We start from the raw sequence: 12327 nt of genomic DNA, 5'->3' as shown, positions 1-12327 counted from the left end.
ATTGGCCGAAATGACGGTCTTTCCCGGCCGGCGCGACCCGAAGTGCGGTCTTGGGGAACGGCCCTGGGTCATGCCCCCGCCGGCGCCCGGGCGACCGCGATGCGGGTCGCCGCCTCCGCGTGCGCGGCGCGGCCCTCGTCGGTGAGGGCCGGCGCGGGGAGCGCGGCGCGACGGGTCCAGCCGCCGGCCGCGCACTCCGCGATGATGCCGTCGAGTTGTGGCTCACCGTGCGTGCGGACCGCCGCGCTGCTCGGCGTCGACCAGCCGAGGTCCAGTCGGCCGACCGCGCAGGCCATGGAGGCCGGGCTGCTTCGGCGCGGGGTCGATCAGCGGGACGGCCGTCGCTCGCTGTTCGTCCCCCCTCAGGAGGGGCGGGACGTCCTCGCGCGGATCCGCGGCTTCCGCTGCCGGGTCATCGCCGAGTCCACCGCCGGCTGGTCCACCGCGGACCGCGCCGCCCCGGCCCGCCTGCTGACCCGCTTCGTCCGCGACTTCGAGGCCACCACTACGGGCACCTGACCTACGGCCGTGCGCGGTCCGCCCCCGCGGCGAACCGTGCCGGTGTCGTGCCCATGTGCCGGGTGAAGTGCCGGTTCAGATGCGCCTGGTCGTGGAAGCCGACCGCCGCCGCGACCGCGGCCGGCCGTCGGCCGTCGAGCAGCAGCCGGCGCGCCCGCTCGATCCGCTTTCCGGTCAGATAGGTATGCGGCGGCAGCCCGTAGGTCTGCTTGAAGCAGCGGATCAGATGCGTGGGGTGGGCGTGCAGGGTGGCGGCGGCCTCCTGCAGCGAGAGGCCGGCGCTGACGCGGGCGTCGAGCAGCTCCCGCAACTCGGCGGCCAGCCGGCTTCCCTCGCGGCCGGGCGTGCACGGCCGCCAGGTGTCGAGGTGCCCGTGCAGCCGCTCCCGTATGAACACCAGCCGGGACTCGGCCTCGAACGTGTCGCCGGTGGCGTCCAGGGCCGTGTGCAGCTGGTGGATGCGCCGGCGCAACAGGGCGTCGTCGAGCAGTGGCCGGTCCACCGCGCGGCCGGTCAGCCGCTCGGGAAGCACGGACGTGTCGAGGTAGAGCACCCGCTTGCGGAAGCCGCCCGCGGTGACCGTCCGGCCGTCGTGGGGGACCCCGGGAGGCAGCAGGACGACCGTCCCCGTGCCGGTCGCGCCATGACGGTCGCGGTCGAGCGTGAAGTCGACCGTTCCGTCGTCGAGGATCATCAGGTCCCAGGTGTCATGGGTGTGCGTCGGGTAGGCGTGGTCGGTGAAGTGCGCATGCAGGACCTCGGAGATGCCCGCCACGGAGGGCCGCCAGGCCGTGACCGAGGTACGGGGCGGGGCGAGCGGCGTGCGGGGCCGGGACGCGGAGGGGGGCCGCTCTGCTGTCATGTCAGGAACGTACAAGACCGGCGAGCGCGCCGTACGGGAGGCTCTCACCAGCCCGGATGCGAACGGTCCGGGCCGACGTACGGTAAGGAAGGACCGGTATGCCCCAGGCTCCCGTCGCGATCAATCTCGCGGACAAACTCGCGCAGTTCTCCGACCTGTGGTCGCAGAAGAAGGTGGCCGACCTCAATGACTACGAGGTCAAACTCGCCAAGCTGAAGGGGGAGTTCGTCTGGCACACCCACGAGGACACCGACGAGCTGTTCCTGGTGATCAGCGGCCGGCTCACCATCCAGCTGCGGGACGGCGATGTGGTCCTCGGCCCCGGCGAGTTGTTCGTGGTGCCCCGCGGTGTCGAGCACTGCCCGGTGGCGGACGAGGAGACCGCGGTCCTGCTGCTCGAACCGGCCGGCACGCCCAACACCGGTGACGCCGGAGGCCCGAGGACGAAGGCGACCGAGGTCCTGGACTAGCGGAGCCGCCGGCCGCCTCCGGTCGCTGTGCCGCCTCCCGTCGTCCGGGAGGCGGCACCGGCGCAGGCGTCAGTGCTGCACGACGAATGCCCGGCCGTGCTTGCTGCCGGCCGCGCACGACGACTTCTCGGCGGCCGTCATCTTGCGGGTCTTGACCGTCACCGCGTTGCTCTGCCCGTCCGTCCCGTTGGTCGCGGGACCGGTGACGGTGTCCGGCACGAACCAGTAGTAGTGGCCCCACTTCGGGCTGTCGTAGTGCGTCTGCCAGGTGCCGGAGACCGTCTGCATGACCTGCGCGCGGGAGATCCAGCCGACCTCACCGGGCTTGACGGTCATGCTGAGGGAGCTGTTCTCGGTGTGCGAGCTGGACCAGGTGTGGCTGTAGGTCGCGGTGACGCTCAGGTCGATCAGACCGGCGATCTTGCCGCCGGCGGTCACCGAGACGCCCGCGGAGTCCGTCGAACCCACCGTGTCCGACCAGCCCATCGACTGGGTGGCGTCCGACGTGCTGCAGTTGTAGAGCGAGTCGGAGACCTGGTGGAAGTCCCCGAGGTACGCCTTGCCGAGCACCGGCTCGTTGAAGCTGCACTTGCCCTCGCCGGAGGCGCAGTCCGCCATGAGCTGCTCACGTGTCGGATCGTCCGCCGCGACGGCCGGTGCGGCCATCGCGGTCACCAGTCCCAGCGCCACCGCGGACAGTACCGCTCCTCGGCCCGCCGACCGTATGCCGCCGCTCGTCCACCGGCTCGTCCCCCGGGTCATCGTGGTCATCGTGCGCCCGCTCCTCGTGTCTCTTCCCCCGTGTCCATCGCTGTTGCATTTGAGACTGGAGTGAAAAGTGATTCAACTACACCAAGAATTCGTAAAGTTGTAGTTGATGATGCAACAGAGCGTTTAAAGGGGGTTAGAAGTGCCCGCGCCTTTGAGGACGGTGCGGACCGCGTGGGACGCGAAGTCCTGGTCCAGCGGGAGTTGACGTAGCGTCAGTCGGAACCATGCGGCGCCGGCCAGTAGATCCACCAGCAGCGTGGGGTCGGCGTCCGCCGCGAGTTCGCCCCGGGCAACGGCCCGGTCGAAGACCGGCAGCTCGCGGGCGAGCCGGTCGGCGAAGAACTCCCTTATGTGGCCCGCGAGTTCGGGGCTGTGGGTGACGGCGCCCAGCGTCGCCACCGCGATGTCGCAGGACGGCGGTGCGGTCAGGAGGGTGACGATCGTCCCCAGGAGCGCCTCCAGATCGCCCTGGAGGCTCCCCGTGTCGGGCGGGTCGAAGTCGAGCCGCCGCGCCCCGATGAGCGCGGCGCCCAGAAGGGCCCCCTTGGACGGCCACCAGCGGTAGATCGTGGTCTTGTTGACGCCGGACCGCTGGGCGACGCCCTCGATGGTCAGCCCCTCGTAGCCGTGCGCCGCGAGCAGGTCCAGCGTCGCGTCGAAGATCTCCTGCGCCTTGCGCGGCCCCCCGGCCCGCCGCTCGCCCGGGCGCCCGCCCGACTCGCTCCGTTCGGCCCGCCGCTCCGGTCCGCCCCGCTGTCCACTTCCGTTCATGGGGGAAGCCTACCAGCAAAAAACAACGCAACGTTGCGTTGCATTTCCTGCTAGCGTGCCGGCCATGACACCACCACCCTCACAAGCCGGGCTGCCTCTCGTCTTCGTCCACGGCATGCGCGTGAGCGGCACGATGTGGCGCCCCGTGATCGATGCCCTCGGCAGCCGCCATCCCGCACTCGCCCCCGACCTGCCGGGCCACGGCTCCCGGCGCGGCGAACCGTTCACCCTCCCCGGCGCTGTCGCGGCGGTCACCGACGCCATCGACGAGCTCGGCGGCCGGGCGATGCTCATCGGCCTGTCCCTGGGCGGCTATGTCGCGACGGCCACCGCCGCCCGCCACCCGGAACGGGTCGGCGGACTGATGGCGATGGGCTGCACCGCCGTACCCCGCGGAATGCTCCGCACCGCCTACCGCCGAGCAGCGCGCCTCGGGGGCAGGCATCCCGAGGCGGCCAACCGGCTGAGTGCCTACGCGTTCCGCCGTGCGCTGCCCGCCCCGCTGGCCGAGGCCATGGTCGCCGGCGGTCTGAGCAGCGAGCTGATGCCGAGCGCCATCGAGACCGTCTGCGGGATGGACCCGGTGTCCCTGCTCGCGGCCTACCCGGGCCCGGTCTGGCTGGTGAACGGCGCCCGCGATCAGCTCCGCCGCGACGAGCGCCGCTTCCTCGCGGCATGCCGGGACGGCCGCCTCGTCGTCCGGCCCCGCTGCGGACACCTCTCCGTCCTGTCCGACACGGCCGCCGTCACACGCCAGATCCTCGACGCCGCCACGGTCGTGGCCGCCCGCACCCACACCCCCACCACCGCAGACGGCACTGTGCAGGAAGGAGCCGGACGATGACCGCACGTGAATGGACCGTCGAGGAGTCCCTGGAGTGCGCCGCCCCGCCGCATGCCCTCCACCGGGCCGTATCGGACCTCCGGCGGATGAAGGAGTGGAGTCCGGAGGTCATCGGGGTGTGGCGGCGCGGTGACCGGTTCGTGGGGTTCAACCGCCGGGCCGGCTGGGTGTGGTTCACCCACTGCCGGATCGTCGTCGACGAGCCCGGCCGGGAGTTCGCCTTCGACGTCGCCACCTTCGGCCTGCCGGTGGCCCGTTGGGGCTACCGCTTCGCCCCTACGGCGGACGGCGGAACCCGGGTCACCGAGTACTGGGTCGACCACCGGCGCGGTGGATGGCGCGCCCGGATCGCCGAAACGCTCGGGCTGCTCTTCACCGGCACCCCGGCCGGGCGGCGCGCCACACGCAACCGCGCCGGTATGCGGGCCACGCTGCGACGGGTGTGCGCGGCCTGTGAACTCCCTTGATCCGGTGCCCGGTTCAGGGCCGCGGGCGGGCCGTCATACCGCCCCGGTCCGGGTGGCCACCACGAGCCGGCACCGGGGGCTGCCGTCCGGGCGCCGGCCTAGCTCCGGCAGGGCGCGCAACCGCACGGTGAAGCCGGCGCGGGTCAGCTCCGCACGGACGTCACTCAGCCGGAACGGCCGGTAGTACATGACGAACGGCGGGTGCCACAGCGCGTTGCGGACCCGCATCGCCGCGTCGAAGGCCGCCAGCATCCAGTACGCCGCCGACCCCGGCCGGGAGGGCGCCGCGATCGGGAAAGCGAACCGGCCGCCCGGCCGCAATACGGAGTGGACCTGTGCGAACAGCCCGGGGCGCTCGCCCGGCAGGAAGTGCCCGAACGCCCCGAAGCTCACCACGAGGTCGAAGACCGGCCCGAACGGCAGGGCCCGCGCATCCGCGCGTACCCACTCCTGCCGTGGCGGCCGGGCGGTCACCGTCTCCCGGGCGCGGCCCACCGCGAGCATCCCCGCGCTGATGTCGACCCCGGTCACCCGCTCCCGGCACACCTGGCGCAGGACGTCCATGCCCGCGCCCGTACCGCAGCACAGATCGAGGCCGCTGCCGAACGGGCCGAGCTCCCGCAGCGCCCGCGACACCGGAGCCAGCACCGACTCCGGCGTCCGGAACGGCGTGTGGTCGAACTTCGGGGCGAGCAGGTCATAGCCGTGCTCGACGGACGACAGCGCCTGCACGGCGAGTTCACGGAACGTGGGACCTTCGGGTGCGAACATCGGCCTCAGCATAGGTCGGCCCACGGTAGAACGGGGGCGGGCCGGCCGGCGTCACAGCCCCAGCAGCTGGATGAGCGCGGCGCCCAGTCCGCCCATGCCCAGGGCGAAGGCGGCACAGCCCAGACCACCGTCCCGCCACCGGAACGGCCGGTCCAGCGCGAAGCGGCCCGGTCCGATCGCCGCGATGGAGAGAGCGGCGGCGCCGAGGCACAGCGGGTACTCGATGCCGCCGACGTTCGTCCAGAGCCCCTGGGGCACGCCGAGGATCATCGCGTTGATCATCACGCCGAGGACGGCGGCCGCGGCGAGCGGGGTGAACAGACCGGCCGCGAGTCCGAGGCCGCCGAGGAATTCGGAGGCTCCGGCCAGACCCGCGTAGAACCTGCCCGGGTGGAAGCCGAGGGCGGCGAACGCCCGGCCGGTTCCGCCGAGCCCGTAGCCGTCGTAGAAGCCGAAGAGTTTCTGGGCGCCGTGGCCGGCCATGAGCAGGCCGACGGTCAGGCGCAGGAGGAGCAGACCGAGGTCCGCGCCGAGCGGGGGAGAGCGAAGGGCGTCGGGCCGGGCCTGCACGTCCGGCCGCCGCTCAGCGAGCAGTCTCATGATGGTGTCGATTCCGGCACCGGCGCGTCGGATGCCGCGGTGTCGAACACCGGCGCCGGTGCGCTCACAGTGGGGAACGTCGAGAGGGTGGAGCCACGTCGGTCCGTGCCGACCTGTTGAGTGCTGTGTCCATGGGGGCCCGAGCGGGTTCGGGCCCGGACCCTCTACGGCCGATGGTGCTACGCCCGGCAGCCCCTGCCTAGAGGCTCAGGAAATTTTCCTTTCCTTTTCAAGGGCGCGCGCCCGCCCCGTCGGCGCGGCCCCGGGATCGAGGCCCAGCTGCGCGTCGAGCCAGTCGAAGAAGCGCTGCTCGAAGCGGGCGCGGCCCCCCGGTTCGCAGGGCAGGTGGGCGCCTTCGGCCGCCGTGCAGCGGATCAGTTCCTTGGGGCCCGGCAGGGCGTCGTGGAGGCGTGCCGACGCGCCGGCCCAGATGCGGCCACCAGCTCGCCACCACCTCGACGACCCCGGGATCGGCGACCGCGGCGGCGATACGGTGCTCGAACGAGCAGGGACTGCCGGCCGGGCCCGTCGAACAGCAGGGCGCGGTACCCGCGCTCCACCGCGGGCGCGCCGAGCAGCGTCCAGGCGGCCGAGATCGGGCCGTCGCTGCCGTGGTTGACGCTCACCGTCGGCAGCGCTCCCGTACGTGGCGCTTCTCCCGTTACGGTGCGCGGCCCCCGGTTCCCCACCTAGGAGCGGCCCCCGCACCGCGCCCGGCGCCGCCCGTCGCGTAGCGATCACCGCACCCTGCGCGACTTCGCCCCGCGGCCCCTGGCCTGGCATGATCGCGGGCATGGCTGAACGCGTGATTGCCGCCTGTGACGGCGCCTCCAAAGGAAACCCCGGGCCCGCGGGCTGGGCCTGGGTCCTCGCCGATGCCGGCGAGGCCGTGGTCCGCTGGGAGGCCGGTCCGCTGGGCACCGCCACCAACAACGTCGCGGAGCTCACGGCGCTGGAACGCCTGCTCTCGGCCACCGACCCGGCCGTGCCGATGGAGATCCGGATGGACTCCCAGTACGCGATGAAGGCCGTCACCACCTGGCTGCCCGGCTGGAAGCGCAAGGGCTGGAAGACGGCCTCCGGCAAGCCCGTCGCCAACCAGGAACTCGTCGTCCGCATCGACGAACTGCTCGCCGGCCGCACGGTGGAATTCCGCTATGTGCCCGCGCACCAGGTGGACGGCGACCGGCTCAACGACTTCGCCGACCGCGCCGCCAGCCAGGCCGCGACCGTCCAGGAAGCCGCCGGCAGCGCCCTCGGATCGCCGGAACCACCGGCCGCGCCGGACCCCGCCCGGCCGGCCGGCACCCGCCGCCGCGCCACCACCGGGCCCACCGCGAAAACGGCCTCCGCGCCGCGCCGCCGCACGTCCGGGAACGCCGGTCGCACGCTCAACGCCAAGTTCCCGGGCCGCTGCCGCTGCGGGCGCTCGTACGCGGCCGGCGAACCCATCGCGAAGAACCCGGACGGCTGGGGACACCCGGACTGCCGCGACGGGGTCGGAGCGACCGCGGACTGACCCGGCCTCCCTCGGCAGGACTCCGGTAGGCGAACCGGGGCAGGAAGAACTGCGTCGTCGGGCCGACCGCGAGCGCGTACAGCACGGTGCCGGCACCGACGCTGCCGCCGAGCAGCCGGCCCACGACCAGCACACCGATCTCGATCAGCGTCCGGACCAGCCGCAGCGAACGCCCGGTGGCGGCGGACGCGCCGGTCATCAGCCCGTCCCGGGGGCCCGGGCCGCACCGCGCGCCGACGTAGACGGCGATGGCGAACGCGTTGAGGAGAACGCCGCCGGCGAGCAGGCCGATCCGGGCGGGGAGCCCGAGGTGCTGGGGGAGGAGCCGGAGCCCGAGGTCGGACGAGCCCGCCAGGACCACGATGTTGGCGAAGGTGCCGAACGTGGGCCGCTGCCGCAAGGGGATCCACAGGAGCAGCACGAGCACCCCCACGAGACCGGTGAGGGTGCCGAAGCTCAGGCCGGTGCGCCGGGCCAGCCCCTCGTTCAGCACGCTCCAGGGACTGAGACCGAGCCCGGCCCGCACCATGAGCGCGAGGCTGCCCCCGTAGAGGGCGAGGCCGGCGAACAGTTGCGGCAGCCGCCGCAACGGGCGCTCGGCGAGCGGGAGGTGGCTGAGCGGGGGAGGGGCGGGAACCGTGGCCTCCCGAGGGCGTCGCTCCGGGTCCGTGGTGCTGATGTCGTGCCGCATGGGCGTGCTTGCCTCCTGCCGTGCCGTACGGCTGTCTCCCCGTACGCGTCACATCCGTCGTCCTATGTGCCTGCCAGGCCCGCTCTCCAGGCCAATGCGGCCACTCTGTACAGTGATTGGCCCGGTTGACACGGCCAATTTCAGGAGAATGGTGTGGTGGACGCAGCTTCGTCCCGGCCCGCGGACCGGGCGCCCCGCCCGGGCCGGACGGTGGGGGCCCGGCAGCTCGCCGCGTTGCTGCCCGACCCGGCGGGCACCCGGCCCGCCTACCGTCATCTCGCCCAGGCCGTCGGCACATTGATCCTCGACGGCCGCCTCGCCCTGCACACCAAGCTCCCCGCCGAACGGGAACTGGCCGTCGCCCTCGGCACGAGCCGGAGCACCATCACCGCCGTGTACGACCTGCTGCGCGAGAGCGGTTACGCGCACAGCCGACAGGGCTCCGGCACCTGGACCGACCTGCCCGAGGGCCGCACCCCGCGCGGCGTTTCACGGCTCATCGGCCCGCAGGACACCGCGATCGACCTGGCCAGAGCCGCCCCCGGCCTGCCGGAACGGACGCTCGTCGACGCCCTCACCCGGGTCGCCCCGCAGCTGGCCGAGCACGCTCCCACCCCCGGCTACCACCCCTACGGCCTGCCGGACCTGCGCGCCGCCGTCGCCGAGCGCTTCACCCGGCGCGGCCTGCCCACCCTCCCCGAACAGATCCTGGTGACCTCCGGCGCCCAGCACGCCCTGACCCTCGTCATCGGACTGCTCTGCCGCCCCGGCGACCGGGTCATGGTGGAGAACCCGTCCTACCCGAACGCCCTCGACGCCCTGCGCCGCGCCCAGCTCCGTACCGTGTCGGTCCCGGTGACCGACGAGGGCTGGGACATCGAGATCGTCGAGTCCACCCTGCGCCAGGTCGTGCCTCAACTCGCTTATCTGATACCGGACTTCCACAATCCGACCGGCCTTCTCATGCCCGAGCAGGAACGCGTCCGCACCCTGCGCGCGGCCGGACGGTCCGGCACCTGGCTGGTCGTCGACGAGACCCTGTCCGACCTCGCCCTCGACGTCCCCGCCCCGCCGCCGTTCGCCGCGCACGCCGCTGCCGGGGGGACCGGGCAGGTCATCACCATCGGCTCGATGAGCAAGACCCACTGGGGCGGTCTGCGCATCGGCTGGCTGCGGGCGCCCGCCCGGCTGGTCACCGAACTCGCCGGCCAGCGCGTCGCCACCGACATGGGCGGCTCCGTCGTGGACCAGCTGCTGGCCCTCACCCTGCTGGCACAGGCCGAGGACCTGCTGCCGCCCCGCCTGGACCAGCTGCGCCGGCAACGCGCCGCCCTCGCCGCGGCGCTGGCCGAGCACCTCCCGCAGTGGACCTGGTGGCTGCCGCCCGGCGGGCTGTCGCTCTGGGTCGACCTGGGCGAGCCGGTCGCCTCGGCGCTGGCGGAACGGGCGCTGGAGCACGGCGTACGGATCGAGAGCGGTGCCTACTTCGCCACCGACCCGGGCATCTTCGAACAGCGCCTGCGCATTCCCTACACCATGCCGGAGGACACCCTGCGCGAGGCGGTGCGGCGCATGGCCACCGCCCTCGCCGACGACCTCACGCTCCGGTCCGCCGACCGTCGGCCCCATTGGGTGGCGTGAGGGCCGCCGCGGTGGCCCTCACGAAGCCCGTCGGATTGTCGAGCATGATGTTGTGCCCGCAGTCCGGGACGGCCACGACCTGCACCCCCGCCCGGACGAGGTCGTCGGCGCCGGGGAGCGGACCGTCGGCCTCCGGCAGCAGGTAGGTGCGCGGGACCGCGAGCTTCAGCAGGAGCTCCCGCATGGTCGGCGACGTGCCGCGGACGAGGTGGGTGGCACTGCGATGCAGCGCCTCCCGGCCGGCCAGCCGCATGGTGGACCACCAGTGCGGCCCGGCCCGCTCGCCGACCTCCGCCCAGCCGCGGGAGAGGAACTCCTCCTCGGAGTACGCGGCGATGCCCCGGCTGCCGCCTGTTCCGGGCGCCGCCGTGAGCGGATCGAGGTTGGCGTCGACGAGCACCAGGCGGGACACCAGCCGCGGATGCCGGGCGGCCAGCACGATGGCCACCGAACCGCCCATGCTGTGCGCGATCAGCTCGGCACCGGCGACCCCGGCCGCCTCCAGGGCGGCGGCCAGGGCATCGGCGTGCGCTTCCAGGGTGTAGTCGAAGTCCGTGGGGCGGTCGCTGATGCCGTGCCCGAGCAGATCGACGAGCAGGGAGCGGCGGCCGGCCAGCTGGGGGTGCACCGCCACCTCGGTGAAGTACGGGAGCGACGCGGCGCCCAGCCCGTGCACATACACCCGGCAGGGCTCGGCCCCCGGCAGCTCCACCCACCGCATCCGGTCGCCCCCGGGCGTCACCACGGCACTGTGCACAACCTGCTCCCCTCGCAGCGTTTCTCTTGCCCACGTCGCTCCACACGGCGGGTACGGGATGCCCCGCACGCCCGTGCGCAAGGTCATTGTCCCGGTCGTGTCCCGCACCGGTCCCGGAAGGGCCCCCGTCGCCCCGGCTGCGCCGATTCGGCCAGTTACCGCGGAACGGCCCGCTGAAGCCGGTCCGTGCCGGGGACGATGGTCATCAGTGACGATGTTCCCGGCACCAGGAGCCCCCATGAGCACGGACCGCCACGGGCACGTGATGAGCGACACCAGTTCCGCAGCCCTCGTCCACTACGAACAGGCGCTGGACGACCTGCTCTTCTTCCGGCCGCGGGTGGTGGACTCGGCCCGGTCCGTGCTCGCCGACTCGCCGCGGTCGGTCATGGGCCGGGCCCTCGCCGCGTATCTGGGGGTGCTCGGCACCGAGGAGAAGGACGCGGCCGAGGCCCGCACCGCCTTCCACGGCTTCCTCACCGGCCTGGACGAGAAGAAACTGACGCCCCGTGAGCGGATGCACCTCGCCGCCGCGACGACCTGGCTGGACGGCGATATGCACGGCGCCGGCCGCATCCTCGGCGAGCTCACCGTGGCCTTCCCCCGCGACGTGCTCGCCCTCGTCGCCGGGCACCAGCACGACTTCCTCACCGGCGACGCCCAGCGCCTGCGCGACCGGGTCGGCGGGGCCCTGGACGCCTGGGACGAACACGATCCGCACCACGGCCCGCTGCTCGGCATGTACGCCTTCGGCCTGGAGGAGTCCGGCCACTACGCACGCGCGGAGGAGACCGGCCTGGCCGCCCTCGCGCAGCACCCGAACGACGTCTGGGGCATCCACGGTGTCGCGCACACCTACGAGATGCGCGGACGCTTCACCGACGGCATCCGCTTCCTGGACGACCGCACCGGCAACTGGTCCGGCGACACCCTCCTGACCGTCCACAACTGGTGGCACTACGCACTCTTCACCCTGGAGACCGGCAACACGGCCCGGGTACTGGAGATCTACGACGCGGCCCTGCACCACGACGGGTCCCCGGGCGCGGCGATGCAACTGCTGGACGCCGCGGCCCTGTTGTGGCGGATCCATCTGGCGGGCGACGACCATGGCACCCGCTGGGCCCGGCTCGCCGATGCCTGGGAGCGCCGCGCGGACGGTCCGCACTACGCCTTCAACGACGCCCATGCCGTCATGGCCTACGTCGGCGCCGACCGCATCGACCGGGCGGAGCGGCTCGTCAAGGACCGGGAGAACTGGGTGACTTCGGCCCCCGCGGTCTCCAACCGGTGGATGACCGCGGAGATCGGCCTGCCGGTCTGCCGGGCGCTGATCGCCTACGGCCGGCAGGACCACGCCGCGGCCGTCGAGCACCTGCTGCCGGTCCGCCACCGCCTCAACGACTTCGGCGGCAGCCACGCCCAGCGGGACGCCCTCCAGCGCACCCTCGTCGAGGCCGCCCTGCGCGCGGGCCGTACGGACCTGGCGCGCACCCTGCTCAGCGAACGCAGCAACCTGCGCCCGGTCTGCCCGTACAACTGGTCCGCCAAGGCCCGTCTCGCCGAGCTGCTCGGCGACCGCGCCGGGGCCACCGCGGCCCGCCGGCGCGCCACCGCGCAGGCCACGGTCTGAACCGCACGGAA

At 73.1% G+C, this 12327-nt stretch carries 14 protein-coding genes and 1 pseudogene; 7 read left to right on the top strand and 8 right to left on the bottom strand.

The features are described from left to right. Positions 1–68: 68 nt before the first annotated feature. Positions 69–296 (bottom strand): hypothetical protein, encoded by a 228-nt coding sequence (locus AB0E02_RS10310; RefSeq protein ID WP_362137571.1) that lies wholly within the window; start codon positions 294–296, stop codon positions 69–71. Here AB0E02_RS10310 and AB0E02_RS10305 point away from each other — a divergent pair. Continuing rightward, entirely contained in the window at positions 295–519 is a 225-nt protein-coding gene (locus AB0E02_RS10305) for a hypothetical protein (protein ID WP_362137570.1), read from the top strand. The genes AB0E02_RS10310 and AB0E02_RS10305 overlap by 2 nt on opposite strands. A 1-nt stretch (position 520) precedes the next feature. Here the strand turns inward: AB0E02_RS10305 and AB0E02_RS10300 are convergent, their stop codons facing one another. After that, complete coding sequence (locus tag AB0E02_RS10300) at positions 521–1381, bottom strand: AraC family transcriptional regulator (protein ID WP_362137568.1); 861 nt, start codon at positions 1379–1381, stop codon at positions 521–523. A gap of 98 nt (positions 1382–1479) precedes the next feature. Between AB0E02_RS10300 and AB0E02_RS10295 the strand changes: the two genes are divergently transcribed. Further along, a complete protein-coding gene (locus AB0E02_RS10295) occupies positions 1480–1851 on the top strand; it encodes a cupin domain-containing protein (protein ID WP_362137567.1) in 372 nt (123 codons plus the stop codon). 69 nt (positions 1852–1920) lie between these two features. On the opposite strand, the gene AB0E02_RS10290 is transcribed toward AB0E02_RS10295, so the two are convergent. Further along, positions 1921–2622, bottom strand: a complete 702-nt coding sequence (locus AB0E02_RS10290) for a hypothetical protein (protein WP_362137566.1) — start codon at positions 2620–2622, stop codon at positions 1921–1923. A 123-nt stretch (positions 2623–2745) separates the two neighbouring features. Continuing rightward, complete coding sequence (locus AB0E02_RS10285; RefSeq protein WP_362137565.1) at positions 2746–3393, bottom strand: TetR/AcrR family transcriptional regulator; 648 nt, start codon at positions 3391–3393, stop codon at positions 2746–2748. A gap of 64 nt (positions 3394–3457) precedes the next feature. On the opposite strand from AB0E02_RS10285, the gene AB0E02_RS10280 reads away from it, so the two are divergent. After that, a complete protein-coding gene (locus AB0E02_RS10280; RefSeq protein ID WP_362137564.1) occupies positions 3458–4237 on the top strand; it encodes an alpha/beta fold hydrolase in 780 nt (259 codons plus the stop codon). After that, positions 4234–4704 (top strand): SRPBCC family protein, encoded by a 471-nt coding sequence (locus AB0E02_RS10275; RefSeq protein ID WP_362137563.1) that lies wholly within the window; start codon positions 4234–4236, stop codon positions 4702–4704. The genes AB0E02_RS10280 and AB0E02_RS10275 overlap by 4 nt, the downstream gene beginning before the upstream one ends. A 33-nt stretch (positions 4705–4737) precedes the next feature. Here AB0E02_RS10275 and AB0E02_RS10270 read toward each other — a convergent pair whose 3' ends face one another. Together AB0E02_RS10270 and AB0E02_RS10265 are read right to left on the bottom strand one after the other, a co-directional pair. Continuing rightward, positions 4738–5475 (bottom strand): class I SAM-dependent methyltransferase, encoded by a 738-nt coding sequence (locus AB0E02_RS10270; RefSeq protein ID WP_362137562.1) that lies wholly within the window; start codon positions 5473–5475, stop codon positions 4738–4740. Positions 5476–5526: 51 nt separating this feature from the next. After that, complete coding sequence (locus tag AB0E02_RS10265; RefSeq protein ID WP_362137561.1) at positions 5527–6075, bottom strand: DoxX family protein; 549 nt, start codon at positions 6073–6075, stop codon at positions 5527–5529. 781 nt (positions 6076–6856) lie between these two features. Here AB0E02_RS10265 and AB0E02_RS10260 point away from each other — a divergent pair. Beyond that, entirely contained in the window at positions 6857–7594 is a 738-nt protein-coding gene (locus AB0E02_RS10260; RefSeq protein ID WP_362137560.1) for a ribonuclease H, read from the top strand. A gap of 28 nt (positions 7595–7622) precedes the next feature. Here the strand turns inward: AB0E02_RS10260 and AB0E02_RS10255 are convergent. After that, positions 7623–8285, bottom strand: a pseudogene (locus tag AB0E02_RS10255) (hypothetical protein); the annotation flags it as partial. Positions 8286–8438: 153 nt separating this feature from the next. Here AB0E02_RS10255 and AB0E02_RS10250 point away from each other — a divergent pair. Continuing rightward, positions 8439–9926 (top strand): PLP-dependent aminotransferase family protein, encoded by a 1488-nt coding sequence (locus AB0E02_RS10250; protein ID WP_362137559.1) that lies wholly within the window; start codon positions 8439–8441, stop codon positions 9924–9926. Here AB0E02_RS10250 and AB0E02_RS10245 read toward each other — a convergent pair. Further along, positions 9883–10683 carry an alpha/beta hydrolase gene (locus AB0E02_RS10245; RefSeq protein ID WP_362137558.1) on the bottom strand — a complete coding sequence of 267 codons (801 nt, stop codon included), beginning with the start codon at positions 10681–10683 and terminating at the stop codon, positions 9883–9885. The genes AB0E02_RS10250 and AB0E02_RS10245 overlap by 44 nt on opposite strands. Before the next feature lie 238 nt (positions 10684–10921). Here AB0E02_RS10245 and AB0E02_RS10240 point away from each other — a divergent pair, with 238 nt between their 5' ends. Continuing rightward, on the top strand, positions 10922–12316 hold the full coding sequence (locus tag AB0E02_RS10240) for a tetratricopeptide repeat protein (RefSeq protein ID WP_362137556.1): 1395 nt from the start codon (positions 10922–10924) through the stop codon (positions 12314–12316). Positions 12317–12327 lie beyond the last annotated feature (11 nt).

The organism is Streptomyces sp. NPDC048196 (assembly GCF_040652715.1).
In the GTDB taxonomy this organism is placed as follows: domain Bacteria; phylum Actinomycetota; class Actinomycetes; order Streptomycetales; family Streptomycetaceae; genus Streptomyces; species Streptomyces siderophoricus.
Note: the sequence above shows the minus strand (reverse complement) of the source record. Positions and strands in the feature narration are given on the sequence as shown.